This window comes from Streptomyces sp. NPDC037054, assembly GCF_055606745.1.
In genome coordinates this window covers 81,068-104,877 of record NZ_JBVJSJ010000003.1, presented here as the reverse complement: position 1 = coordinate 104,877, position 23,810 = coordinate 81,068, and the positions used below count along the sequence as shown (strand labels likewise).

The window sequence follows — 23,810 nt, the reverse complement described above, 5'->3', positions numbered from 1 at the left end:
CGCCCGGTCCCCCGGCGGCGCGCGTTCGGGTCCGTGCGGGGCGTCCACGCACTACGCTGGAACCCAAGTGACGCCGCCTGTTCACTGTGAGTGTCCGCGATGGAGTGGCGACGATGAGTCCGGTCAACCCGTTCGACGATGCCGACGCGGCACGGGCCGTCGTCGACGCGACCGGCACCCTGCGGGAGTGGAACGAGGGCGCCCGACTGCTCCTCGGCCACCCGGCCGCCGACGTCGTCGGCCGCCCCGCGTCCGACCTGCTCGCCGACGGCTCGGCGCCCGTTCCGCCCGAGCGCGGCCAGACCCGCTGGAGCGGCACCCTGGTGCTGCGCCACCGCGACGGCCACACCGTGCCCGTGTGGGTGCTGGCCCACCACCGCGCCCCGGACGGCGGCGGTCCCGGTGACTGGTTCGCGGTCGCCCCGCTGCCCGGCGCCGGCCCCGAACGACAGGGCGATCCCTTGATCACCGCGGCCCTCACGCAGTCGCCGTGCGCCACGATGATCTACGACGAGCGGCTGCGGCTGCGCGGCGCCAACGACGCCATGACGGAGCTGATCGGGCTGCCCTCCGCCCGCATCCGGGGCCTGCGCGCCACCGACATCAACGACCGCCCGCAGAGCGCCGAGCTGGAACGGCACATGCGCCAGGTGCTCGCCACCGGCCGCCGCTACGACATGCACACGCGCCTGAGGGCCAACTCGGAGAACCGGGCGCACGCCTGGCTGGCCCGGATCGCGCCCCTCACCGACGCCGAGGGCCGGGTGCGGGGCGTCTGCGTGACCGCGCACGACTTCACCGAGCAGTTCCGCGCCCGGGAGCGCCTCCAGCTCGTCAACGAGGCGAGCGTCCGCATCGGCACCACCCTCGACGTGACCCGCACGGCCCAGGAACTCGCGGACGTGTGCGTGCCCGCGCTGGCCGACTTCGTCAGCGTCGACCTGCTGGAGACGCCCGACGGCGGCGAGCCGGCCGGTCCGCCGACGGCACCGGTCCGGCTGCGCCGGACGGCCCACCGCTCGGTCAGCCCGGGCAGCCCCGAGGCGCTGTCCGAGCCCGGTGAGGTGGACGTGTACCCGGCCGGCTCCCCGCAGGCCGACTCCCTGACCGGGGGCCGTACGGTGGTGGCCGCCGTGCCGTCCGAGGGCCTCGACCCGTGGCTCGGGCGGGACCCGGAACGGCTGGAGCGGTTCCGGCGGTACGGCGTCCACTCGACGATGTCCGTCCCGCTCCAGGCGCGCGGCGCGACCCTCGGCGTGGCCGTCTTCACCCGCCACCGCCGGCCCGACCCGTTCACCAGCGACGACGTCCTGCTCGCCGAGGAGGTCACGGCCCGCGCCGCCGTCTGCATCGACAACGCCCGCCGCTACTCCCGCGAGCGCGAGACGACCCTCACCCTGCAGCGCAGCCTGCTGCCCCGGTGGCTGCCGGGCACCGTCGCCGTGGAGGCGGCGTCCCGGTATCTGCCGGCCGCGCGTGCCGGGGTGGGCGGCGACTGGTTCGACGTGATCCCGCTGTCCGGGCTGCGGGTCGCCATGGTCGTCGGCGACGTCGTCGGGCACGGCATCCAGGCGTCGGCCACCATGGGCCGGCTGCGCACCGCCGTGCGCACGCTCGCCGACATCGACCTCGCCCCCGACGAGCTGCTCACCCACCTCGACGACCTGGTCGTCAGGCTCTCCGCGGAGTCCGGCGACGACAACGACACCGGCGAGGTCGGCGCGACCTGCCTGTACGCGGTCTACGACCCGGTGTCGCGGCGCTGCACGCTGGCCCGGGCGGGCCATCCGGCGCCGGTGCTGGTCCCGCCGGACGGGTCGCCCGTGCCGGTCGACCTGCCCGCCGGTCCGCCGCTCGGCCTCGGCGGGCTGCCGTTCGAGTCGGCCGAGCTGCAGCTGCGCGAGGGCAGCGTCCTGGCGTTCTACACCGACGGGCTGCTGGATCACCGCGACCGGGACGTCGACGCCGCCCGGGACGTGCTGTGCGAGTCCCTCGCCTCGTCCCACGGCTCCCTGGACGAGGCGTGCGACCGGGTGCTGCACACCCTGCTGCCGGCGGGCGGCGCCGCCGACGACGTGGCGCTGCTGCTCGCCCGCACCCGGGGCCTGCCCTCCTCGCAGGTCGCCACCTGGGACATCCCCGCCGACCCGTCGCTGGTCGCGCCCGTGCGCAAGCAGGTCCTCGACCAGCTCGCCGCCTGGGGCCTGGAGGGCGCGTCGTTCACCACGGAGCTCGTCGTGAGCGAGCTGGTCACCAACGCCATCCGGTACGGCGCCCCGCCGATCCGGCTGCGGCTGATCCACGACGAGTCGACGCTGATCTGCGAGGTGTCCGACACCAGCCCCACGGCGCCGCACCTGCGCCGTGCCAAGACCTGGGACGAGGGCGGGCGCGGGCTGCTCCTGGTCGCGCAGCTCACCCAGCGCTGGGGCAGCAGGCACACGCCGGAGGGCAAGACCATCTGGGCCGAGCTGGCCCTGGTCGACGAAATGTGAGCGCCAACTGCCCTGTGCCTCTCGGGCGTTGATCCCGCAGTGCGGGGGACACTCAACGTGAGGGAACCTCCAGGAGCGGAGAACCATGGCGACCATGTCCTCGTCCGTCCCCCGCGCCGCGCTGCTCGCCGGCGCGCTCGCCCTGCTGGCCACGCTGACCGCCTGCGAAGGCGCCGACGGCGCCGCGCCCGCGCCCCCGTCGGCGCCCGCCACGAGCAACGCCGCCGCCAGTCCCCCCGACAGCGCCCCGCCCGCGTCCGCCCCCGACGACCCGACCCCTTCGCGGCGGTCCGCGCCGCCCGCCACCACCGAGGCCGGGGCCGTCGACGGGAGCGACCGGGGCCGCTGCCGCACCGGCGAGCTGCGCGCGTCCGTCGGCCGCGTCGACCCGGGTGCCGGGCAGCGCAACTTCCCGATCGTCCTGACGAACGCCTCGTCCCGTACGTGCACCGTGTACGGCTATCCGGGCGCCGCCTTCGTGGACGCCGACGGCAGGCAGCTCGGCCCCGACCCGAAGCGCCGCCCCGGCCTCTCCCCCACCACCGTCACCCTGGCCCCGGGCGGCACCGCCTGGGCGGGGCTGTCCTTCGCGGCCCCGGAGACGAGCGGCGCCCGGACGGCCACACCGGCGGCGCTGCTGGTGACGCCGCCGGACGAGCGGACCTCCCTGAAGGTGGCGTGGACGGCCGGGAAGGTGCCGGTGGGCGGCAACGAGTCGTCGGTCTTCCTCACGGTGTTCGGCGCGGGCAGCGGGCCGTGACCTCCGCGGGACACGGGTGGCCGGACGACACCCCGACCACTCTGTGATCCACGCCACATGACGTTCCTGTCAGGAATCGCGGTGCTGTCCCGCTCAAGTCACCGAGAGCCAAGCGAACCGACAGGAGCAGCTCATGAAGCACCGCATCGTCGTCCTCGGCGCCGGCTACGGCGGGACCCACGTGGCCGGGAACCTTGCGCGCCGCCTGTCCCCGGCGGACACCGAGATCACCGTCGTCAACGCCGAGCCGGACTTCGTCCAGCGCCTGCGGCTGCACCAGCTCGCGGCCGGCCAGGACATCGAGGCGCCGATGCTCGCCGACGTCTTCGCGGGCACGGGGATCCGGCTGCGCATAGCCAGGGTCACCGCCGTCGACCCCGAACGCCGGGTCGTCACCGTGGCCGACGCCGACGGCGGCGGTGAGATCGGCTACGACACGCTTCTGTGGACGCTCGGCAGCCAGGTCGCCGACCACGGTGTCCCCGGCGCGGCCGAGCACGCCTTCGACGTCGCGGGGCGTGCCTCGGCGCTGCGTCTGCGCGAGCGCCTGGACGGCCTGGAGAGCCGGGGTGACGGCGGCAGGGTGCTGGTCGTCGGGGACGGGCTGACGGGCATCGAGGCCGCCACCGAGTTCGCCGAGTCCCGGCCCGGCCTGTCGGTGACCCTGATCGCCCGCGGCGAGCTGGGCGCCCGGCTGTCCCCCGGGGCCCGCCGCCACCTGCGCGCGGCCTGCGACCGGCTGGGCGTCGCCGTCCTGGAGCACACCACCGTCGAGGCCGTCGAGGCGACGCGGGTGCGGTGCGCCGACGGCACCGTGCTGTCGTCCGATGCGACCGTGTGGACGGGCGGGTTCTCGGCCGGTCCCCTCGCCGCCGCCGGCGGCCTCGACGTCACCGAGGACGGCCGGATCGTCGTCGACCGCACCATGCGGTCGGTCTCGCACCCGGACGTCTACGCCGCGGGCGACAGCGTCCTCGCCGTCGGCGACAACGGCCGTCCGCTTCCGATGTCCTGCGCCTCGGCGGGCTACACCGGCCGGCAGGCTCTGGAGGCGGTCCTGGGGCGCCTGACGGGTCGCAAGGTCGCGCACACCAAGCTGGCCTACCCGGGCAACCACATCAGCCTCGGCCGGCGCGACGGGATCCTGCAGTTGGTCGACGCCGAGGGGCGGGCCACGCCGAAGTTCGTCGCCGGCCGGAAGGCGGCGCGGATCAAGGCGGCCATCCTCGGGGGGTCGCTGTGGGCGGTGTCGCACCCCACGTTCGGGCTGCCCACGCGCAGGCGCCGCACGGTCCCCGCGCCGGACGGTGTCCGCCGAGAGGGCGCCCGTGTGGCCGCCTAAGGTGATCCCCGTGGACAACACCGCCACCGACCGCTTCGACACCAGCCGGTTCGAGGCCAGCCGCGACCGGCTGGCCTCGCTGGCCTACCGGCTGCTGGGCTCCGCCACCGACGCCGAGGACGCCGTGCAGGAGGCGTTCCTGCACTGGCAGGCCGCCGACCGGCAGCGGATCAGGACGCCCGAGGCGTGGCTGACGAAGGTCGTCACCAACCTGTGCCTCGACCGGCTGCGCTCGGCGCAGGCCCGCCGCGAACGGGCCGTCGGCGCCTGGCTGCCCGAACCGCTCCTCGACGGCGACCCGATGCTCGGCCCCGCCGACACCTTCGAGCAGCGCGAATCGGTGTCCCTGGCCGTACTGACGCTCATGGAGCGGCTCTCCCCCCACGAGCGGGCCGTCTACCTCCTGCGGGAGGCGTTCTCCTACAGCCACGCCGAGATCGCCGAGATCCTCGACATCACCGAGTCCGCGAGCCAGCAGCACCTGCACCGGGCCCGGCGCCGCATCGGCGCCGCGCACCGGCGCGGCGGCGCCGAGGTCGACGCGGCGTCCGCCCGCAGGATCGTCGAGGAGTTCCTCGCCGCCGCCACCTCGGGCCGCACAGACCGGCTGGTGGCGCTGCTCACGGACGACGCCACCGCGGTCTCCGACGGCGCCGGTCTGGCCGACAGGCTGCTGCGGTTCGACACGGCGGAGCGCATCGCCGCCGTCGCACGGGCGGGCTTCCGGCCCACGGCCGCGAAGCGGCGCCTGGCCGGGGGCACGCCCGCCATGCACTACGCGGTGATCAACGGCGCGCCCGCGATCCTCGCCGTGGTCGGTGAACAGGTCGTCGGCTCGGTGTCGTTCGACATCGCCGACGGCAGGATCACGACCGTGCGCGGCATCGCCGCACCCGACCGCCTCAGGCGTCTGACCGAGGCCTGGCGGCGGCACGAGCCGGACGCGCCGCTCATCGCCACCTGGTGACCCGGCGCCGTCAGTCGCCCGCCGCCGCCTGCCCGCCGTACCCGGCGCGGTAGGCGCCCGGCGGTGTGCCGTAGCGCTCCCGGAAGACGCGGTGGAAGTGGAACGGGCTGGCGAAGCCCGAGGCGGCGGCGACGCGGTCGACGGACAGGTCGGTGCTCTCCAGCAGCCGGGCGGCGTGCCGCAGCCGTGCCTCGCGCAGCGCCCGCATCGGGGACCGGCCCAGTTGCTGGGTGAACAGGTGGGCGAACCGGGAGGGCGACAGGGCGACGCCCGCGGCGAGGGAGCGCACGGTGTGCGGGGCGCCGGGGTCGGCGGTGAGGAGCGCCTCGGCCCGGCGGATCCGGGGGTCGACGCCGGGCCGGGCCGGGGCGGCCCCGGCGCCCGCGGTGGTGAGCAGGACGACCTCCTCCAGGGCGCACAGGGCCAGTTCCCGGGCGGCGGTGCCGTGGGCCACGGCGACCCGGTCGTCGTCGCCCGCGTCGGGCGGCGCCCCGGCACCGGTCCAGCGGGCGGCCTCGCGCATCCGGCGGAACGCCGCCTCGACGCGGTCGAGCAGGGCGGCCGGCGCGGGACCGACGACGTACGTGCCGTCGCCGGTGGCGTGCGGGCCGAGCCAGGGCGACCAGGAGGGCCTGGCCTGGCAGTGCGCCCACCAGAACCGCCAGTGCCCGGCGCCCGGTGCGACGCCGTAGCCGTGCGGGGTGCCGGGGGCGAGCACGACGAGGTGTCCGGCGCCGGCCCGGATGTCGGCGGTGCCCTGGCGGAGCCTGCCGTGGCCGCCGGTCGTCCAGGTGAACAGCCAGCTGTCGGCGCCGTGCGGCCTGCTGACGGCGTAGCCGGCCGGCTGGTCGAACCGGCCGACGACCACCAGGCCGGGCGGCGGGGCGGGGTCCCCCGCAGCAGTCACGGGCAGTCCGTCAGCACGCACGGGCATCCTCCAACGGCGGTCGGCGGCCTAGCGTCGTGGACCGGGGGCGGTCGGACGGGAGAGGGCTGATGACAGTCACGGACAAGGGCCACGCGGACGGGTCCATCCTGACCCCGGACGGGCTGCGGCGGTACCGGGAGGACGGCTTCACGGTGGTGCGCGGGCTGTTCGGGAGGGACGAGGTGGTCCGGCTGTGCGCCGAGTTCGCGGCGCTGCACGCGGGCGGTCCGGTGCCCGGGCATTTCGCGCCCCGCGCCGCCGGTCCGGGCGCCGACCCGCTGGACGCGTATCCCAGGGTGATGCACCCGCACGAGATCAACGGCGTGGCGCGGCGCGTGCTGCTGGACGCGCGGCTGCGGGCGGTGCTGGAGGTGTTGTTCGGCGAGGAGGTCCTGGCGGCGCAGAGCATGTTCTACTTCAAGCCGCCCGGCGCCCGGGGGCAGGCGCTGCACCAGGACAACTTCTACCTGCGGGTGGAGCCGGGGACCTGTGTGGCGGCGTGGCTGGCCTGCGACGTCGTCGACCGGGCCAACGGCGGCCTGGAGGTGGTGCCGGGCACGCACCGCATGGACCTGTTCTGCCCGGAGGAGGCGGACGCGGAGGTGTCGTTCGCGCGGGAGTACGTGCCGCCGCCGCCCGGCCTGGAGGCCGTGCCGGTCGACATGGCGCCGGGGGACGTGCTGTTCTTCAACGGCAGTCTGGTGCACGGCTCGCGGCCCAACCGCAGCGCCGACCGGTTCCGCCGGTCGTTCATCGGGCACTACGTGGGCCGTTCGGCCGAGCGGATCGGTGACTTCTACCGGACGCTGACGATGGACGGGGAGCGGGTCCCGCTGCCGGGGAGCGCGGGCGCGGGGCCCTGCGGCACGGAGTTCGCACCGCGGGGCCCGCACTAGGGGGTGTCCGTACGGGGTCTCAGGGGGCCGTCGATCGGGGAGCTCACGTCTTCGTGCGCGCTCGGCTGTCTAGCGGACGGGGAACGAGCGGCCCCGTTCCGATTCCGGTCGCGGGCCGTGGATGCGGCGGTCCGACTCCTCGATGGGGACGTCGTTGATGCTCGCCTCGCGGCGCGTCATCAGGCCGTGCCCGTCGAACTCCCAGAGCTCGTTGCCGTAGCTGCGCCACCAGCGGCCGTCCGTGTCCCGGCACTCGTACTGGAAGCGGACGGCGATGCGGTTGCCGTCGAAGGCCCACAGGTCCTTGCGCAGCGCGTACTCCTGCTCCCGGGCCCATTTGGCGGTGAGGAACTCCACGATCCCGGCGCGGCCGGTGACGAACGTGTCGCGGTTGCGCCAGACCGAGTCCTCCGAGTAGGCGAGCGCCACCCGGTGCGGGTCGCGGGTGTTCCAGGCGTCCTCGGCCGCCTGGACCTTGCGCGCGGCGGTCTCACGGGTGAACGGGGGCAGCGGCGGGCGGGCGGTCATCGGTCAACCTCCGTGACGGGCAAGGGAGAACGACCGTTCCCCCGATCGCTGCTACGGTAGGAGAACGCACGTTCTCCCGTCAAGGAAGGTCAACGATGGACAGCGCAGCCGCCCGGGAGCGGGCCCTGGACGCCGCGGAGCGGCTGTTCTACGGACGGGGCGTCATGTCCGTCGGAATGGACGCCGTGCGCGACGCGTCCGGAGTGTCGCTGAAGCGGCTGTACCAGCTCTTCCCCTCCAAGGAACGGCTCGTCGAGGCCTGTCTGGAGCGGCGCGACGAGCGCTGGCGCGGGCGGCTCGCCGCGCACGTCGACGGGCACACGGACCCCGGGGAGCGGGTCCTGGCCGTGTTCGACTGGCTCGAACTGTGGTTCTCCGAGCCGGACTTCCGGGGCTGCGCGTGGATCAACGTCCACGGCGAGCTGGGCGCGACGTCGCCGGGTGTGGCGCAGCGGGTGCGGGCGCACAAGGGGGCGTTCCGTGACTACCTCCGCGGCCTCGCCGCCGCGGCGGGGCTGCCCGCGTCGGCGGCCGGTCACCTGTTCCTGCTGGCCGAGGGCGCCATGGTCACGGCGGGCATCACCGGCGCAGCGGAGCCGGCCCGGGAGGCCCGCGAGGCGGCGCGCCTGCTGCTGGATTGAATCCGGCCCCCGTGGATGTTGGACTCGGTGTCCGAGACGTACGACGCGACGATGGGACGGATGCCATGCCTCTGGACGGCGAGTACGAACCGAGTCCGACGCGGTGGGTGCGCGAGCAGGTGGAGCTGTACGAGAGCTCCGGCGGCACGCGGGGCACGACACTGCGGGACACGGGCCTGCCGGTGATCCTGCTGACGAGCCGGGGCGCCCGGTCCGGGAAACTGCGCAAGACGCCGCTGATGCGCGTCGAGCACGCGGGCCGCTACGCGGTCGTCGCCTCCCAGGGCGGGGCCCCGAAGCACCCCGTCTGGTACCACAACCTCAAGGCCGACCCGCACGTGGAGCTCCAGGACGGACCGGTCAAGCGCGACATGACGGCCCGTGAGATCACCGGCGCGGAGAAGGCCGAGTGGTGGGAGCGCGCCGTCGCGGCCTTCCCGCCGTACGCCGAGTACCAGCAGAAGACGGACCGCGAGATCCCGGTGTTCGTCCTCGAACCCGTGGACGGGGAGTGACCCGCGGAAAAAATTCTCGGCGCGCGTGCATGAACCGGTGACGGCCGGGCACCCGTGCGTCAGGCCCCGCCGCGTTCCCCCGTCGCGGCGGGGCTTTCACGTGCCTCGCGGGCGAGCCGGTCGGTCACGTCGAGGAAGACCTGGTCGGCCTCCGGGACGGCGCTGTGGATCGACCGCTTGATGCGGACGGCGACCTCCTCGACGTGTTCGCTGTCCAGGCCGGGCACCAGGTCCACCCGGGCGGCGACCAGCGCCGAGTCCAGGCCGGTCTTCATGGTGAACAGCGCCTCCACACTGTCGATCTCGGGCTGCGCCTGGAGCAGCGCGCGGATGCGGCCGCTCGAGCGCGGGTCGGCGGCCTCGCCGATGAGCTGGTCGCGGGCGTCGCGGCCGAGCCGGTAGGCGACGTAGACGAGCAGGGCGCCGATGGCGAGTGACGCCGACGCCTCCCACACGGCCTGTCCGGTGACCATGTGCAGGGCCATTCCGGTGATCGCGAGGGTGACGCCGAGCACCGCCGTGCCGTCCTCGGCGACGACCGTGCGCAGCGCCGGGTCGCGCAGCCCGTCGGCGGCGCCGCCCTGCCGTCGCACCTGGTACAGGGCGCGCAGCAGCGAGCCGCCCTCGGCGAGGAGGGCGACGCCGAGCACGATCAGGCCGGCGACGTAGCCGGTGAACTTCTCCTCGGCGCCGCCGCTCAGGGCCTCGAAGCCCTGGAAGAAGGAGAAGCAGCCGCCCATGACGAAGATCCCGACGGCGGCCAGCAGCGACCAGAAGTACCGCTCCTTGCCGTAGCCGAACGGGTGGCGCCGGTCGGCGGGGCGCCGGCTGCGGCGCAGCGCGGCCAGCAGGAAGACCTCGTTCAGGCTGTCCGCGACCGAGTGCGCGGCCTCCGACAGCAGCGCGGGCGAGCCGGCGACGAGCCCGCCGGCGGCCTTGGCCACCGCGATCACGAGATTGGCCGCGAGCGCCACGAGGACGGTGACGCGGGTCCTGCGTTCGGTCCGGCTCTCCGGGGGTGTTCCGCTCACATGTGCTCCGTAGTTGTCACGTTCACGCTCGCCGATTGCCCCGGTCGGCCCAGCTCACACCGTGCCGTCGGCCGATTTCGGGGAACGCGTCTGAGTGGCCACCTGTGGGACGTCAGTGAGGAGAACGGCGATGGGCGGCGACCGCGGAGCCGGCGGGAACGGCTCGGAGGGCAACACCGAGTACGGCAGGAAGGCGTTCAAGCGGTCGAAGGCGCACTTCGCGGACCGGATCACCGCGGACGGCCGGGACGGCTGGCCCGTGGAGTCCGGACGCTACCGGCTGGTGGTCAGCCGGGCCTGTCCGTGGGCGAGCCGCGCGCTGGTGTCCCGGCGGCTGCTCGGCCTGGAGAGCGCCGTCTCGCTGGCCGTCGCCGACCCGGTCCAGGACGACCGCAGCTGGCGTTTCACCCTCGACCCGGACGACCGCGACCCGGTCCTCGGCATCCGCTTCCTCAGCGAGGCCTACGACCGGCGGGAGCGGGACTATCCGGGCGGGGTGAGCGTGCCGGCGGTCGTGGACGTGCCCAGCGGGCAGCTGGTCACCAACGACTACCAGCGGATCACCCTGGACTTCGCCACCGAGTGGACGGCCCTGCACCGCGACGGCGCGCCCGATCTGTATCCCGACGGGCTGCGCGACGAGATCGACGAGGTGATGGCGGGCGTCTACGAGGACGTCAACAACGGCGTGTACCGGGCGGGCTTCGCCACCGGACAGGAGGAGTACGAGGCCGCGTACGAGGGTGTCTTCCGCCGGCTGGAGCAGGTGGCGCAGCGGCTGGAGCGGCAGCGCTACCTCGTCGGCGACACGATCACCGAGGCGGACATCCGGCTGTTCACGACGCTGGTGCGGTTCGACGCGGTGTACCACGGCCACTTCAAGTGCAACCGGTGGAAGCTGGCGGAGCACCCGGTGCTGTGGGCGTACGTCCGTGACCTGTACCAGACGCCCGGGTTCGGCGACACGGTCGACTTCGACCACATCAAGCGGCACTACTACCGGGTGCACACCGGCATCAACCCGACCGGCGTCGTGCCGCTCGGCCCGGACCTGTCCGGCTGGCTCACCCCGCACCACCGGGAGGAGCTGGGCGGACGGCCGTTCGGCGACGGGACGCCGCCCGGGCCGGTGCCCGCGGGTGAGGAGGTGCCGGCGACAGGACGGCCCTGATCCGTGCCGACGAGACGCACTCCCGGGCCCGGCACCGCCGAGACCGGGGACCGACGGAGAAGAACGAAGAACTGGGAGAACCACGTGGGTAAGAGCAGCAGCACGGCGAAGAGGAAGCTTCCCGCCGCCTACAAGCCGGTGGGCTTCGCGCTGAGCTGGACCAGCGGCACGCTCGCCGGTCTGGCGTTCCGCAAGGTGTGGAAGACCCTCCGCAAGGAGGACGACGCCCCCGACGCGCTGGACCCGGACCGCCGCTGGGGCGAGATCCTGCTGGCCTCCGCGATCCAGGGCGCGATCTTCGCGACGGTGCGCAGCGCGGTGGACCGCACCGGCGCGAAGGCCATCGAGCGTCGTACGGGCGTCTGGCCGGCGCCGGACAAGACCGGCCGGGCCTGACGGTTCGTCAGCCCCGTTTGGGGGCGAGGGGCGCGACGCGGCGCAGGGTGAAGGAGTGGCCCGCCGGATCGGCGAAGCCGCGCTCCTCGTACGGGCCGGGCGCGTCCTTCGCCTCCAGCGGGCGCCCGCCGAGTTCGACCACCCTGCGCTCGGCGGCGTCCAGGTCGTCCACCATGAACTCCAGGTGGGCCTGGAGGGCGTTCTCCGGGCGCGGCCAGCTCGGCGGCGTGGCGTTCGCGTCCCTCCGGAACGCCAGCCGGGTGCCGTCCGCGCTGCGGATCTCCACCCGGTTGGCGGCCACGTCCGTGTCCTCCGCGTCCAGGAACTGCCGGTAGAACAGGGCGAGTTTCTCGGGCTCGGCGCAGTCGAGCACGACGACGCCCGCGGTGACCAGTGCCATGAATCCTCCGCTTCCCACGGGGCACGGCCCGCTGCCGCACCCGGTCCTTGGCGAATGTCCCGGACCGCCGGATTCAGTCGGGCCGGTCAGCGGGTGGCCTGGAACGTGCGGCGGTAGGCCTGGGGGGACACTCCGATCGCGGCGTTGAGGTGCTGACGCAGGGACGTGCCGGTGGCGAAGCCGACGCGGGCGGCGATCTGGTCCACGGTCAGGTCGCTGGACTCCAGCAGCTGCCGGGCGCGGGCGACGCGCTGCTGGACGATCCAACGGCCGGGGCTGAGGCCGACCTCCTCGTTGAAGCGGCGGGCGAAGGTGCGCAGGCTCATCCGGGCGTGCGCGGCGAGGTCGGCGAGCGCCAGCGGCTCGTCCAGGTGTTCCAGGGCCCAGGCGCGGGTGGCGGCCGTGCTCGCCGCGCCCTGTTCGGGGACGGGCCGTTCGATGTACTGGGCCTGGCCGCCGTCGCGGAACGGCGGGACGACGCACTGCCGGGCGACGGTGTTGGCGAGTTCGCTGCCGTGGTCCTCGCGGACGAGGTGCAGGCAGACGTCGACGCCGGAGGCCGCGCCCGCGGACGTCAGGACCCGCCCGTCGGCCACGAAGAGGACGTCCGGGTCGAGGTCGATGTGCGGGAACAGCCGGCGGAAGTGGTCGGCGAGCCGCCAGTGTGTGGTGGCCCGGCGGCCGTCGAGGAGTCCGGCGGCGGCGAGCACGAAGGCGCCGGTGCAGATGGAGACGATCCGCGCGTCGGGCCGGATCAGCGCGAGGGCGGCCGTCACCTCGGCGGGGAGCTCCGGGGTGATCAGGGACGGCGAGACGGGCGCGATCACCACCGTGTCGGCGGTGGCCAGCACCTCGGGGCCGTGGTCGACGGTGATGCCGAAGTCCGCGTTGGTGCGCACCGGGCGGCCGTCGACCGTGCAGCTCAGCACCTCGTACCGGCCGTCGGCGGCACCGAGGATCCGGTTGGGGATGCCCAGTTCGAACGGGTAGACGCCGTCCAGGGCGAGGACGACGACCCGGTGCGGGCGCTTGCTGTGCGGCATGGCACCGACCCTACCGCGACTTTGGCACGATCTCTTCGAATGTTGGCAATCATGCCATTTCCCGGCCGGGCGGCGACCGGCAGGCTGGTTCACCATGAGCACTGTGAACACGATGAAGGCAATCAGCCAGGACGTCCTCGGCGGTCCCGAGGTCCTGAAGACGGTGGAAGTGGAACGGCCCGAGCCGCGGCCGAACGAGGTGCTGGTCCGCGTCAGGGCGGCGGGCGTCAACCCGACCGACTGGAAGCACCGCCAGTACGGCGGCTTCCTCGGGCAGCCGCCCTTCGTGCTGGGCTGGGACGTGTCCGGCGTGGTGGAGGCCGTGGGGATCGGCGTCGCCCGGTTCGCGCCGGGCGACGAGGTGTTCGGGATGCTGCCGTACCCCTACGGGCACGGCTCGCACGCCGAGTACGTGACCGGCCCGGCCCGCGCCTTCGCACTCAAGCCCGCCTCGCTCGACCACACGCAGGCCGGCGCGCTCCCGCTGGTGTCCCTGACCGCCTGGCAGACGCTGGTCGAGACGGCCGACGTGCGGGAGGGCCAGCGGGTGCTGATCCACGCGGCGGCCGGCGGCGTCGGGCACGTCGCCGTGCAGATCGCCAAGGCGCGCGGCGCGTACGTGATCGGCACGGCGAGCGCCGGCAAGCACGACTTCCTGCGGAGCATCGGCGTGGACGAGCCGGTCGACTACCGGACGACGGACTTCACCGAGGCCGTGAAGGACGTCGACGTCGTCCTGGACACCCTCGGCGAGGACACCGCGGTCCGCTCGCTGCGGGTGCTGCGCCCCGGCGGCATCGTCGTGTCGATCCTGCCGGTCGGCTCGGACGAGTTCCCGCGCGAGGCCGAGCGGCTCGGGGTGCGCGCGGTGCGGATGCTGGTCGACGCGTCGCACTCCGGGATGCGCGCGATCGCGGAACTGGTCGAGGCGGGCAAGCTGCGCCCGACGATCGAGCGGACGTTCCCGCTGGCCGAGGCGGCTCAGGCGCACGCGCTGGGCGACACCGGCCGGACCACCGGAAAGATCGTCCTGCTGGCCGACTGACCGCCGCACGGACCCGACGCGCCCGCGACCGCCCTCCGGCGCCCCTCCGACGCCCCTCCGACGCCCTCCGACGCCCTCCGACAAGCGGCCACCTACCCCCGAACGTGCCGCTGCACGTGCGCCTGAACGTGCAGCGAAAGAACTCGGCCGCAATTCAAAGACATATGTCAATCGAACATGCTCAAATTCAATCGTTCGGGGGTAACTTGCAGGCAGGGAAGCGGTGTTGGGCCGCTTCCCTGCCGGTGCACGGAGGGTTGGAGGCGGTGTCGTCGTGCAGCAGGAGCCTGCGCCGTTCACCCGGCATCTGCGCGTCCATCGGGACCGGGGGCACACGGTGCTGGAGTTCCGCGGCGAGATCGACATCGCCGCGGCGGCGGAGATCGCGCCGCACCTGGACAAGGCGACCGACCGGGCCGCGCCCCGCGTCGTCGTCGACCTCAGCCGGGTGGAGTTCTTCGACTGCTCCGGGCTGCGGCTGCTGTACCGCGCCCGGCAGCGGGTCCTGGAGCGGCACGGGCACCTGCTGCTGGTCTGCCCGCACCCGCTGACCCTGCGCGTCCTGCGTATCACGGGCCTGTCCCGCCTGCTCCCGCCGCAGCCCACGCTGGAGGCGGCCCTGACCCGTCCGGAGGCCACGTCCGGCTCGGTGTGACGGCCGCCCCGCCACACCCCGCCACGCTCCCCCGCGCGCTCCCGTCCGGCGTGTTCCCGCCAACTTCCCTGCCTGACAGGGGATGTGGCGGGCATCCGGTAGGGAGGAGGGAGGGCCGCCGCTGTGACGACACTCATCGGACGGGTGCCCGGCTGGGCGAAGGCGCTGGGCGCGGTCGTCGTCGTGCTCGCCGTGCTGTTCGCCGGGCTACGGCTGACCGTACTGCCGGGCCTGAAGGACCTGTTCGGCACCGAGACCCACGACCGCTCCGGCCCCGCGCTGCTCAAGTCCATCCGCGACATGAGCCGTTACGAGGCCGCTTCCGGCAACTTCCAGGTCGTCGTGGACCTGGAGAAGGACGCCGCGTACCTGCCCGACGCCGTCCGCGGCACCCGCACGCTGTACGTCGGGGCCGGCACCGTCGACGCCCACGTGGACCTCGGGAAGATCGACGAGGGGGACGTGACGGTCGACGAGGACCGCACCTCGGCGACGCTGCGGCTGCCGCACGCCGCGCTCGGCACACCGGCCCTCGACCCGGAGCGGTCCTACGCCGTCTCCAAGCAGCGCGGGCTGTTCGACCGGCTCGGCGACCTGTTCTCCGACAACCCGAACGGCGAACAGGCCGTGCAGAAGCTCGCGGTGCGGCACATCGCCGAGGCGGCGAAGGACAGCGGCCTGACGGAACGCGCCGAGAGCAACACCACGGGGATGCTTCAGGGCCTGCTGCGCTCCCTCGGCTTCAAGGAGGTGCGCGTGACGTACGGAACCTGAGCCGTCTTCAAGGCCACCCCGAGCTACGGAGCGACTGGAGGACCCGTGAACCGAACCGACTCACGCCCGCGTGCCCTGTCCCTGCGGGGCGGACTCGCCCGGCGCCGCCGCGCCGAGCCTGCCAGGTCAGGCAAGCTCGGCAGGTTCGGCAGGCCCCGCAGGTCTGCCAAGGCGGCCAAGGCGGCCAGGGCCGACGAGTCCGGGCGGCGTCCGCTGCCGTTGCCGCTGCGGCTCCTGGCGATGCTGTGCGCGTTCGCGTTCATGGTGGCGTTCGCGGCCGTGCTGGCCGAGCTGACCCTGCGGCCCTCCCCCGCCTCGGAGGCGCTCACGCACAGCAATCTGCACCCGGGACGGTCACTTATGGCCTATCTGGACCAGCCCGAACTGCGCGACGCCGTCCGGCAGATCGGCGGGAACGTGCTGCTCGGCGTGCCCTTCGGCGTGCTGGTGCCGGTCGTCGCGCCGCGCACCCGGGGCATCGTGCGGGTGCTGCTGCTGACGGCCGTCGTGATGCTGCTGGTCGAGTTCGCGCAGGGCGCGATGGTGACGGGGCGCGCCTTCGACATCGACGACGTCATCCTCAACACCACGGGCGCGCTGGTGGGTTACCTGATCGTGGGCCGCCGGCTGAGCCGGGCCGTGCACGCGCGCGGGAGGACCGCCTCCCGCTGACGACGGGGCGGCTCGGCGCACCGGGCAGGGCGCCCGCTGCGGAAGTCCCTAGGGGCTGTCGTTTGGATCACCCCGGCGTCGCGGGGTAATCCAAACGACAGCCCTTAGTGCCGGTGCCAGGTGAACTTGTCGCCTCCCACCCAGCGGACCACGTCCGGGTCGTCCAGGTCGTGCACCGTGATTCCGAACGCGGCGGCGGCCTGGAGCACGTCGGTGACGGCCTTCGCCTCACCGACGACCTGGCCGTCGATCTCCACGATCCGGAACGGCGGCGTGCCGGGCTGCACGCCGAGCACCATGATCCGCGGGTGGGAGATGTACGGGCTCTCGCTTTCGGTCATGTCATAGAGCGTAAAGCGCATCTCTCGTCCGTGAATGACCGAGTTCGTCCCGGAGGCGCGCCCGCCATGTCAAAGGCGGCGCGTCACGGGCGGCGCCATTCGTCGCCGGTCAGGTGCGAGCCGGCCTGCGGCCCCATCCGGAGCATCCCGCCGTCCACGCTCCACGAGGCGCCGGTGACGTACGACGCGTCGGGTCCGGCGAGGAAGGCGATCACGGCGGCGACCTCGCGGGCGTCCCCGGGCCGCCCCAGCGGCACGCCGGGCCGGCGCTCGGAGTGCACGTCCGTGTCGTCCTGCCCGGTCATGGGTGTGGCGATCTCGCCGGGCGCGACCGCGTTGACGGTGATGCCGTACTCGGCGAGCTCCAGCGCCATGACCTGGGTGAGCAGCCCGAGTCCGCCCTTGGCCGCGCAGTAGGGCGCCGCGCCGACCCGCGGCTGGTGCTCGTGCACGGACGTCACGTTGACGACGCGGCCCCCGTCGCCCTGCCGGATCATGTGCCGGGCCGCCCGCTGCCCGCACAGGAAGGGCCCGACGAGGTCGACGTCCAGGACCTGCCGGACGGTGGACAGCTCCAGGTCGAGGAACGGCGTCATGGTGCCCGTACCGGCGTTGTTCACCAGCACGTCCAGTCGCCCGAGCCGTTCGCACAGCTCGTCGATCGTGTCGGCGGCCTCCGGCAGCGCGGTGAGGTCCATCCGGGCCACTTCGGCGCGCTGCCCGTGGGCGCGGACCTCCTCGGCGGTCTCCTCGGCGCCCCTGAGGTCCTCGTGCCAGGTGATGCCGACGTCCAGACCGGCGCGGGCCAGACGGACGGCGGTGGCGCGGCCGATGCCGGAGTCGGCACCGGTGATCACGGCCACTCGGCCGGCGGGAACGGTCATCGTGGGGCTCCTTGTCGGCTCGACGGCGCGGACGGCGCCGGTTCGCAGTACCCGGCGCCGCCCCGGGCAAACGGCCGCCGTCCGCCGTGCGGGGCCCCGGGCCGTGGGGAACCCTGGGCCGTGGAAACCCTGGAGCCGGGAGGTGGCCGCGTGGCGATGGACCCCGTCGAGGCGCTGGACCGGATCGCCTTCCTGCTGGAGCGGTCCCTGGCACCGACGTTCCGGGTGCGCGCGTTCCGCACCGCCGCGCGGGCGCTGGCGGAGCTGGGCGAGGAGCAGGTGCGCGAGCGGGCGGCGGCCGGGACGCTGGAGTCCCTCAAGGGCGTCGGCCCGAAGACCGCGCAGGTGGTGCGCGAGGCGCTGTCCGGGGAGGTGCCCGGCTATCTGCGGAAGCTGGAGGACGAGGCGGACTCTCCCGGGCCCCGGGACGGCGACGGGCTGCGCGCGCTGCTGCGCGGGGACTGCCATCTGCACTCCGACTGGTCCGACGGCGGCAGCCCCATCGAGGAGATGGGCCGGGCGGCGGCGCGGCTCGGCCACGAGTGGGCGGTGCTGACCGACCACTCCCCCCGTCTGACCGTCGCGCGGGGGCTGTCGGCCGAGCGGCTGCGGGAGCAGCTCGACGTGGTCGCGGAACTCAACGAGACCTGGGCGCCGTTCCGGCTGCTGACCGGCATCGAGTGCGACATCCTCGACGACGGCTCCCTCGACCAGGACCCCGAACTGCTGGACCGGCTCGACGTGGTGGTCGTGTCGGTGCACTCCAAGCTGCGCATGGACGCCCGCGCGATGACCCGCCGCATGGTGGCCGCCGTCCGCGATCCGCACTCCGACGTGCTGGGTCACTGCACGGGGCGGCTGGTGACCGGGCGGGGCAGGCCCGAGTCGGAGTTCGACGCGGACGAGGTGTTCGCGGCGTGCGCGGAGACCGGGACCGCGCTGGAGATCAACAGCAGGCCCGAACGCCTGGACCCGCCGCGCCGGCTGCTGCGACGGGCGGTGGACGCGGGCGTGCTGTTCTCCGTCGACACCGACGCGCACGCGCCCGGCCAGCTCGACTGGCAGATCCTCGGGTGCGCGCGGGCCGAGGAGTGCGGGGTGCCCCCGGAACGCGTCGTGACGACGTGGTCCGCCGACGAACTGCTGGCCTGGGCCCGCGAGCGGCGGCTGCCCGACCGCGTGGCCGGCCCCTGACGTGGTACCCGGCCCGCCCCGAGAGGAGAGCGAACGCATGGAAGCACGCGCCGCCGTGTTCGACGTCGACGGCACCCTCGTCGACACCAACCACCTGCACATCACGGCCTGGTGGGAGGCCTTCCGGCAGGCCGGGCACCGGGTGCCGATGCACGCGGTGCACCGCGCCGTCGGGCTGCCCTCCACCGACCTGATCGCGCGGGTCCTCGGCGAGGACCGGGACCCGGACCAGGACGACGCGATCAGCGCCGCGCACAAGGCGCTGTACGGGCAGTACTTCGACCGGCTGCCCGCGCTGGACGACGCGGGTCGGCTGCTGCGCCGGCTGGCCGGCGACGGGTGGCGGGTCGTGCTCGCGACGTCGGCGAGCGGTCCGGAGCTGTCGGCGCTGCGGCGCGCGATCGACGCCGACGACGCGATCACCGCGACCGCGAGCGCGGACGACGTGGCGGAGGGCAAGCCCGCCCCGGAGCCCGTCGAGCAGGCGCTGGAGCTCGCCGGGGTGCCCGCCGGGCGCGCGGTGTTCGTCGGCGACACGGTGTGGGACATGCGGGCGGGCAGCAGGGCCGGGGTGCGCTGTGTGGCGGTGCTGTGCGGCGGCATCCCGCGCGCCGACCTGGTGGAGGCCGGCGCGGACGCCGTCTACGACGATCCCGCGCAGCTGTTGGAGCTGCTGGCCGACAGCCCGCTGGCGTGATCCCCCGGCCGATGCGGATACCCGCTCCCGCATGACGCGAGCGACGGAAGCTGTGAGCAGGGAGGGCCGGGCGCTCATAGAGGCGGGGCGGGCGGTGCTGCGAGGGCCGGGCCGGGAGCGGGATCTGCTGGTGCAGTCCCTCAAGGCGGCGGGGGCGGCGCTGCTCGCCTGGGTGATCGCGGACGAGTGGCTGCGCGACCCGATGGCGCTGATGGCGCCGTGGGTCGCGCTGGTGCTCGTCCAGGCCACGGTCTACAGCTCGCTCCGGCGGGCCGGGCAGCAGTTCGCGGCGATCTGCGTCGGGGCGCTGCTCGCCTCGGGCGCCCAGTTGCTCACCGGCGACACCCTGACCGCGCTGGCGCTGTCCCTCCCGGCGCTGATGCTGCTGGCGAACTGGCCCCGCTTCGGCGACCAGGGCGTGTACGCCGCGACCACCGCCGTGTTCACCCTCGCCTCCGGCACGGTGAGCGGCGCCGCGGTCGGCCACCGGCTGGGGCAGGCGGCGCTCGGCGCGGTGATCGGGGTGGCCGTGAACGCGCTGGTGCTGCCGCCGGTGCACCTGCGGGACGTCCGGGAGAACCTCGAAGGCCTGGCGCGGCAGACCGGGGACGTGCTGCACCAGGTGGCCGGCGATCTGCGGCAGGGCGACTGGGACACGTCCACGGCAGCCGACTGGTCCTACGCCGCGGCCCGGCTGGAGCGCCGGCTGGAGGGCCTGCGCTCGGCGCGCGGCTGGAGCCGGGAGAGCCTGCGGCTGACATGGCGCTGGCTGCATCTGGTGTACCGGGCGCCGACGACGCTGCCGGACGAGGCCGAGGACGAGCGGTGGAGCCGGATCACCGGGCACGTCAGGGCGCTGGTGCGGACCCTGGCGGTGGCCGCCGACGACAGCCGGACGCCCGCCCCGCCCGGGGGCGAGGCCCTGCGCGCGTACGCCCGGCTGCTGGAGCTGATCGGCGACGTCTGTCACGCGGCGAGCGAGCGGCTGCCCGACTCGCGGATCGACCCGGCCGCCGACCGGGCGGCCGTGGCGGAGATGGACGAGCTGCGCGAGCGGTTGCAGCGGAACCTGCGCGACCACGCGGCCGGGGAGGAGGCCGCCCGCGCGGCCGTCCTCGGCACGCTGCTGCTCCAGGCGGAGAACATCTGGGCGGAGACGGTCCCGGACGGCCGCCGCGAGCCGGATCCGCGGCCCGAGTAGGGCGTGGCGCCCATCGCGCGTCGCACGAGTGATACGGATCACCGCCGGTGACGGCGCACCGGGGAACACTCACGGGTAATTGCCCGTTGAACCAATTGTGGGTGACCACCCCCGAGCCGCCCCGGCCGTGATTCCCCCGTCACGGCCGGGGCTTCCCCATGAGGTGACATCCCGGCCCGCCGGGTACCCGGGCCTCTCCCCCCGCAGTCGGCGGCCGAGAGGAGCGCAAGGTGAGCAGCGCAGCGGGCAGCAGGATCGTGGTCACGGGCGCCACCGGCAACGTGGGCACCAGTGTGGTGCGGCTGCTGTCGGAGGATCCGACGGTGGGGTCCGTGCTGGGCCTGGCCCGGCGGATCCCCGACTGGTCGCCCCCGAAGACGGAGTGGGCCGCCGTGGACCTCGCGTCCCAGCAGGCCGATCTGGTCCCGGAGTTCGCGGGCGCCGACGCCGTGGTGCACCTGGCGTGGGCGTTCCAGCCGACGCACGACCCGGCGGCGACCTGGCGCACCAACGTCCTCGGGTCCATCCGGGTGTTCGAGGCGGTCGCCGAGGCGGGCGTGCCGACGCTGGTGCACGCGTCGTCGGTCGGGGCGTACTCGCCGGGGCCCAAGGACCACGCGGTGGACGAGTCGTGGCCGACGCACGGCTGGCCGGACGCCGCGTACTGCCGGGAGAAGGCCTATCTGGAGCGTGCCCTCGACGCGTTCGAGCGCGAGCACCTCGGCACGCGCGTGGTGCGGATGCGGCCGGCGTTCCTCTTCAAGCGGGAGTCGGCGAGCGAGCAGCGGCGGATCTTCGGCGGCCGGTTCCTGCCGGGGCCGCTGGCCCGCCCCGAGATGCTGCCGTTCCTGCCGGACGTCCCCGGGCTGCGGGTGCAGGCGCTGCACACCGACGACGCGGCGAACGCGTACCGCCTGGCGGTGCACTCCGACGTGCGGGGCGCGTTCAATCTGGCGGCCGAGCCGCCGGTGGACGCGGAACTGCTGGGCGAGATGCTGGGCACGCGCCGGGTGCGCCTGCCGCGTACGGCGGCCCGGTCCGCGATCGCCGCCGCGTGGGGGCTGCATCTGCTGCCGGCCTCGCCCCATCTGTTCGACGCGGTACTGCGGCTGCCGCTGATGGACTGCACGCGTGCGCGTGCCGAACTCGGCTGGCGGCCGGTGCGCGACGCCACCGAGGTGCTGGAGGAGTTCCTGCAAGGGCTTCAGCAGGGCGCGGGTGCGCGGACTGAGCCGATGCGGGGCCGGAAGGTCGGCTGACCCGCCGCGGCGAAAGGGCCCGCCGCCCCGGGGAGTCCCGGGGCGGCGGGCTTGCGGTGGGCCGCAGTCGTCGATGGTCGTCGACGGACCGGTCGAGTTCCGGTCGCGTTCCGGTCCGGTGGAGGCTCGGGCCGAGTACTCAGGCCGAGGACTCGTCCGGGACCGGCTGTTCCGGGTTGGTTCCCGACTGGTGCGGGGCGCCCTGCCGGCCCGTGCCCGCCTCGTCGGTGTCGGGGACGTCCTCGCGGGGCGTGTCCTCCTCGCCGGCCTCGGTGTCCTCGGCCTCGGGGTCCTCGGGGCGCTCCTGGCGCGCCTGGCGCTCGGCGGGCACCTCCCAGGGGTCCTCGCCGGTGTCGGCCTGCTGGTCCGGCATGTCCCGCGGAACGGGTTCACCACCGGGCGGGGCCGTGTCGCGGCGGTCGGCCACAGCGTGCTCCCTTCCGTCGTGCGATCCCACGCGGGTACCGTCGCGGCCCGCCCCGAAACCTGCCGCTGTGCCGCTCGCCCGGCAGACCCTCCCGCGGGAAACGTCCGCGCCGGACCTACTGCGGGGCACGCTCCGCCAGCGCGGTGCGCCACGCGGGCAGCGGGCTCTCCGGCTCCGGCTCGGCGCGGCGCCCGCCCCGGGCGAAGAAGTCGGCGAGCGGCAGGACGGCGGCGCCGACGGTGACCGCGTCCGGGCCCAGCCGGCCGAGGTCGATGGTGACCTTCTCCGCCGGGTGCCGCAGCGCGTACGACATGGCGTGACGGCGTACGGCGGGCAGGAAGCGGGTGCCGAGCTGGAGGCCCGCCCAGCCGCCGATGAGGATGCGCTCGGGCTGGAAGAGGTTGATCAGGTCGGACAGACCGGCGCCCAGGTACTCGGCGGTCTCCTCCAGGACGGCGAGCGCGACCGGGTCGGCCGCCTCGCCCTCGGCCGGGTAGGCGGCGGCGAGCATGGCGGTGAGCGCGGTCTCCTCGTCGGTGCCGGCGGGCGGGCGTCCGCCCTCCTCGCGCCAGCGGGCCAGCAGGGACTCGGCTCCCGCGTAGGCCTCCAGGCAGCCGAGCGCGCCGCAGCGGCAGCGGCGCCCCCGGACCCGTACTGTCAGATGGCCCCACTCGACGGCGCGGCCGTGCTCCACCTCGGGGGTGACCAGGCAGGCGCCGACGCCGGAGCCGAAGAGCACCACGAGCGCGTTGCGGGCGCCGCGTCCGGCGCCGAACCACATCTCGGCCTGGCCGAGGGTCCTGGCGCCGTTGTCGATGAAGTACGGGACGCTGCCGGGCAGGTGGGAGCCGGTGCGCAGCAGCGCCTCCAGCGGTACGGCGTCCCAGCCGATGGTCTGCCCGTGCACGACGGCGCCCCGGTCGGCGGTGCGCTCCACTATGCCGGGCACGCCTATGCCGACGCCGAGGAGCCGGTCGGGGGCGATGCCGGCGGCGGCGCGGACCTCGGCGATGCCGGCGCGGATGTGGTCGACGATGACCTCGACGTCGTAGCGCTGCGGGGTCAGGGGGCGTTCGGCGCGGGCGAGTTCGGTGAGGGCCAGGTCGAAGAGCTCGACGCGGACCCGGGTCTCGCCGACGTCGACGCCGATCATGTGGCCGCTGCCGGGGGCCACGCGCAGCAGGGTGCGGGGGCGGCCGCCGTCGGAGTCGACGCTGCCGGCCTCCTCGACGAGGCCGTCGGCGACCAGGTCGGCGACGACGTTGCTGACGGAGCCGGAGCTCAGCCCGGTGGCCGGGCCCAGTTCGAAGCGGCTGAGCGGCCCGTCGAAGTAGAGCCGTTGCAGCACCGCCGTACGGTTGGCCCGCCTGAGGTCCCGTACCGTGCGTCCGTTCCGCCCCGCCATGTGGCTCCTTCCAACCCCTGCCCGACCTGCAACATACCCTTGCGGGGCCGTTCGGCGCGACTTTCCTCAACCACTTAATTCACGCTGTGAACTTAGCCGGGCGCCCAGAAAACCGTTCGCCTCCCCCCGGCCGCGCTCTCTAC

Annotated in this window: 26 protein-coding genes; 17 read left to right on the top strand and 9 right to left on the bottom strand. The window is 74.3% G+C overall.

All coding sequences use genetic code 11. From position 1 onward, the window contains the following. Positions 1 to 113: 113 nt before the first annotated feature. The 4 genes from ACZ7D7_RS09075 to ACZ7D7_RS09060 all read left to right on the top strand — a co-directional run bounded on the left by ACZ7D7_RS09075 (position 114) and on the right by ACZ7D7_RS09060 (position 5,564). Positions 114 to 2,495: a SpoIIE family protein phosphatase gene (locus ACZ7D7_RS09075; protein WP_470823316.1), complete on the top strand. Its 2,382-nt coding sequence runs from the start codon at positions 114 to 116 to the stop codon at positions 2,493 to 2,495. A gap of 85 nt (positions 2,496 to 2,580) precedes the next feature. Further along, positions 2,581 to 3,255, top strand: coding sequence for a DUF4232 domain-containing protein (locus ACZ7D7_RS09070; protein ID WP_470823315.1), 675 nt, complete (start codon positions 2,581 to 2,583; stop codon positions 3,253 to 3,255). 133 nt (positions 3,256 to 3,388) lie between these two features. Next, entirely contained in the window at positions 3,389 to 4,597 is a 1,209-nt protein-coding gene (locus ACZ7D7_RS09065) for an NAD(P)/FAD-dependent oxidoreductase (protein ID WP_470823314.1), read from the top strand. A gap of 10 nt (positions 4,598 to 4,607) precedes the next feature. Continuing rightward, positions 4,608 to 5,564 carry a sigma-70 family RNA polymerase sigma factor gene (locus ACZ7D7_RS09060; protein WP_470823313.1) on the top strand — a complete coding sequence of 319 codons (957 nt, stop codon included), beginning with the start codon at positions 4,608 to 4,610 and terminating at the stop codon, positions 5,562 to 5,564. Between the two features lie 10 nt (positions 5,565 to 5,574). Here the strand turns inward: ACZ7D7_RS09060 and ACZ7D7_RS09055 are convergent, their stop codons facing one another. Next, positions 5,575 to 6,498, bottom strand: a complete 924-nt coding sequence (locus tag ACZ7D7_RS09055; RefSeq protein ID WP_470823312.1) for a helix-turn-helix domain-containing protein — start codon at positions 6,496 to 6,498, stop codon at positions 5,575 to 5,577. Positions 6,499 to 6,560: 62 nt separating this feature from the next. Here ACZ7D7_RS09055 and ACZ7D7_RS09050 point away from each other — a divergent pair, with 62 nt between their 5' ends. Then, positions 6,561 to 7,388, top strand: a complete 828-nt coding sequence (locus tag ACZ7D7_RS09050; RefSeq protein ID WP_470823311.1) for a phytanoyl-CoA dioxygenase family protein — start codon at positions 6,561 to 6,563, stop codon at positions 7,386 to 7,388. A gap of 69 nt (positions 7,389 to 7,457) precedes the next feature. Here ACZ7D7_RS09050 and ACZ7D7_RS09045 read toward each other — a convergent pair whose 3' ends face one another. Next, on the bottom strand, positions 7,458 to 7,916 hold the full coding sequence (locus ACZ7D7_RS09045) for a nuclear transport factor 2 family protein (RefSeq protein WP_470823310.1): 459 nt from the start codon (positions 7,914 to 7,916) through the stop codon (positions 7,458 to 7,460). A gap of 95 nt (positions 7,917 to 8,011) precedes the next feature. On the opposite strand from ACZ7D7_RS09045, the gene ACZ7D7_RS09040 reads away from it, so the two are divergent. Together ACZ7D7_RS09040 and ACZ7D7_RS09035 are read left to right on the top strand one after the other, a co-directional pair. Next, positions 8,012 to 8,557, top strand: coding sequence for a TetR/AcrR family transcriptional regulator (locus ACZ7D7_RS09040; RefSeq protein ID WP_470823309.1), 546 nt, complete (start codon positions 8,012 to 8,014; stop codon positions 8,555 to 8,557). Positions 8,558 to 8,622: 65 nt separating this feature from the next. Beyond that, complete coding sequence (locus ACZ7D7_RS09035; protein WP_470823308.1) at positions 8,623 to 9,072, top strand: nitroreductase family deazaflavin-dependent oxidoreductase; 450 nt, start codon at positions 8,623 to 8,625, stop codon at positions 9,070 to 9,072. Positions 9,073 to 9,131: 59 nt separating this feature from the next. Here ACZ7D7_RS09035 and ACZ7D7_RS09030 read toward each other — a convergent pair whose 3' ends face one another. Next, positions 9,132 to 10,103, bottom strand: coding sequence for a cation diffusion facilitator family transporter (locus ACZ7D7_RS09030; RefSeq protein ID WP_470823307.1), 972 nt, complete (start codon positions 10,101 to 10,103; stop codon positions 9,132 to 9,134). Between the two features lie 130 nt (positions 10,104 to 10,233). Here ACZ7D7_RS09030 and ACZ7D7_RS09025 point away from each other — a divergent pair, with 130 nt between their 5' ends. Then, positions 10,234 to 11,274: a glutathione S-transferase family protein gene (locus ACZ7D7_RS09025; protein WP_470823306.1), complete on the top strand. Its 1,041-nt coding sequence runs from the start codon at positions 10,234 to 10,236 to the stop codon at positions 11,272 to 11,274. 84 nt (positions 11,275 to 11,358) lie between these two features. Continuing rightward, complete coding sequence (locus ACZ7D7_RS09020) at positions 11,359 to 11,670, top strand: DUF4235 domain-containing protein (RefSeq protein ID WP_470823305.1); 312 nt, start codon at positions 11,359 to 11,361, stop codon at positions 11,668 to 11,670. 7 nt (positions 11,671 to 11,677) lie between these two features. On the opposite strand, the gene ACZ7D7_RS09015 is transcribed toward ACZ7D7_RS09020, so the two are convergent. Both ACZ7D7_RS09015 and ACZ7D7_RS09010 read right to left on the bottom strand, forming a co-directional pair. After that, complete coding sequence (locus ACZ7D7_RS09015; protein ID WP_470823304.1) at positions 11,678 to 12,070, bottom strand: VOC family protein; 393 nt, start codon at positions 12,068 to 12,070, stop codon at positions 11,678 to 11,680. An 86-nt stretch (positions 12,071 to 12,156) separates the two neighbouring features. Beyond that, on the bottom strand, positions 12,157 to 13,113 hold the full coding sequence (locus ACZ7D7_RS09010; RefSeq protein WP_470823303.1) for a GlxA family transcriptional regulator: 957 nt from the start codon (positions 13,111 to 13,113) through the stop codon (positions 12,157 to 12,159). Between the two features lie 94 nt (positions 13,114 to 13,207). On the opposite strand from ACZ7D7_RS09010, the gene ACZ7D7_RS09005 reads away from it, so the two are divergent. From ACZ7D7_RS09005 to ACZ7D7_RS08990, 4 genes are all read left to right on the top strand, one after another. Next, positions 13,208 to 14,158: an NADP-dependent oxidoreductase gene (locus ACZ7D7_RS09005; RefSeq protein ID WP_470823302.1), complete on the top strand. Its 951-nt coding sequence runs from the start codon at positions 13,208 to 13,210 to the stop codon at positions 14,156 to 14,158. A 274-nt stretch (positions 14,159 to 14,432) separates the two neighbouring features. Continuing rightward, positions 14,433 to 14,813, top strand: a complete 381-nt coding sequence (locus ACZ7D7_RS09000; protein WP_470823301.1) for an anti-sigma factor antagonist — start codon at positions 14,433 to 14,435, stop codon at positions 14,811 to 14,813. A 123-nt stretch (positions 14,814 to 14,936) separates the two neighbouring features. Next, positions 14,937 to 15,587: a DUF4230 domain-containing protein gene (locus ACZ7D7_RS08995; RefSeq protein WP_470823300.1), complete on the top strand. Its 651-nt coding sequence runs from the start codon at positions 14,937 to 14,939 to the stop codon at positions 15,585 to 15,587. Positions 15,588 to 15,800: 213 nt separating this feature from the next. Further along, a complete protein-coding gene (locus ACZ7D7_RS08990) occupies positions 15,801 to 16,259 on the top strand; it encodes a VanZ family protein (protein WP_470823692.1) in 459 nt (152 codons plus the stop codon). A 104-nt stretch (positions 16,260 to 16,363) separates the two neighbouring features. On the opposite strand, the gene ACZ7D7_RS08985 is transcribed toward ACZ7D7_RS08990, so the two are convergent. Together ACZ7D7_RS08985 and ACZ7D7_RS08980 are read right to left on the bottom strand one after the other, a co-directional pair. Beyond that, positions 16,364 to 16,600, bottom strand: a complete 237-nt coding sequence (locus ACZ7D7_RS08985) for a hypothetical protein (RefSeq protein ID WP_470823299.1) — start codon at positions 16,598 to 16,600, stop codon at positions 16,364 to 16,366. 83 nt (positions 16,601 to 16,683) lie between these two features. Beyond that, a complete protein-coding gene (locus ACZ7D7_RS08980) occupies positions 16,684 to 17,484 on the bottom strand; it encodes an SDR family oxidoreductase (protein WP_470823298.1) in 801 nt (266 codons plus the stop codon). A gap of 156 nt (positions 17,485 to 17,640) precedes the next feature. On the opposite strand from ACZ7D7_RS08980, the gene ACZ7D7_RS08975 reads away from it, so the two are divergent. The 4 genes from ACZ7D7_RS08975 to ACZ7D7_RS08960 all read left to right on the top strand — a co-directional run bounded on the left by ACZ7D7_RS08975 (position 17,641) and on the right by ACZ7D7_RS08960 (position 21,835). Continuing rightward, a complete protein-coding gene (locus ACZ7D7_RS08975; protein ID WP_470823691.1) occupies positions 17,641 to 18,678 on the top strand; it encodes a PHP domain-containing protein in 1,038 nt (345 codons plus the stop codon). Positions 18,679 to 18,715: 37 nt separating this feature from the next. Then, a complete protein-coding gene (locus tag ACZ7D7_RS08970) occupies positions 18,716 to 19,375 on the top strand; it encodes an HAD family hydrolase (protein ID WP_470823297.1) in 660 nt (219 codons plus the stop codon). 31 nt (positions 19,376 to 19,406) lie between these two features. Then, a complete protein-coding gene (locus ACZ7D7_RS08965) occupies positions 19,407 to 20,576 on the top strand; it encodes an FUSC family protein (protein ID WP_470823296.1) in 1,170 nt (389 codons plus the stop codon). A 230-nt stretch (positions 20,577 to 20,806) separates the two neighbouring features. Then, positions 20,807 to 21,835 (top strand): SDR family oxidoreductase, encoded by a 1,029-nt coding sequence (locus ACZ7D7_RS08960; protein WP_470823295.1) that lies wholly within the window; start codon positions 20,807 to 20,809, stop codon positions 21,833 to 21,835. 139 nt (positions 21,836 to 21,974) lie between these two features. Here the strand turns inward: ACZ7D7_RS08960 and ACZ7D7_RS08955 are convergent, their stop codons facing one another. Continuing rightward, a complete protein-coding gene (locus tag ACZ7D7_RS08955) occupies positions 21,975 to 22,262 on the bottom strand; it encodes a hypothetical protein (protein ID WP_470823294.1) in 288 nt (95 codons plus the stop codon). A 115-nt stretch (positions 22,263 to 22,377) separates the two neighbouring features. Next, positions 22,378 to 23,667, bottom strand: coding sequence for an ROK family transcriptional regulator (locus ACZ7D7_RS08950; protein WP_470823293.1), 1,290 nt, complete (start codon positions 23,665 to 23,667; stop codon positions 22,378 to 22,380). Positions 23,668 to 23,810: the final 143 nt, after the last annotated feature.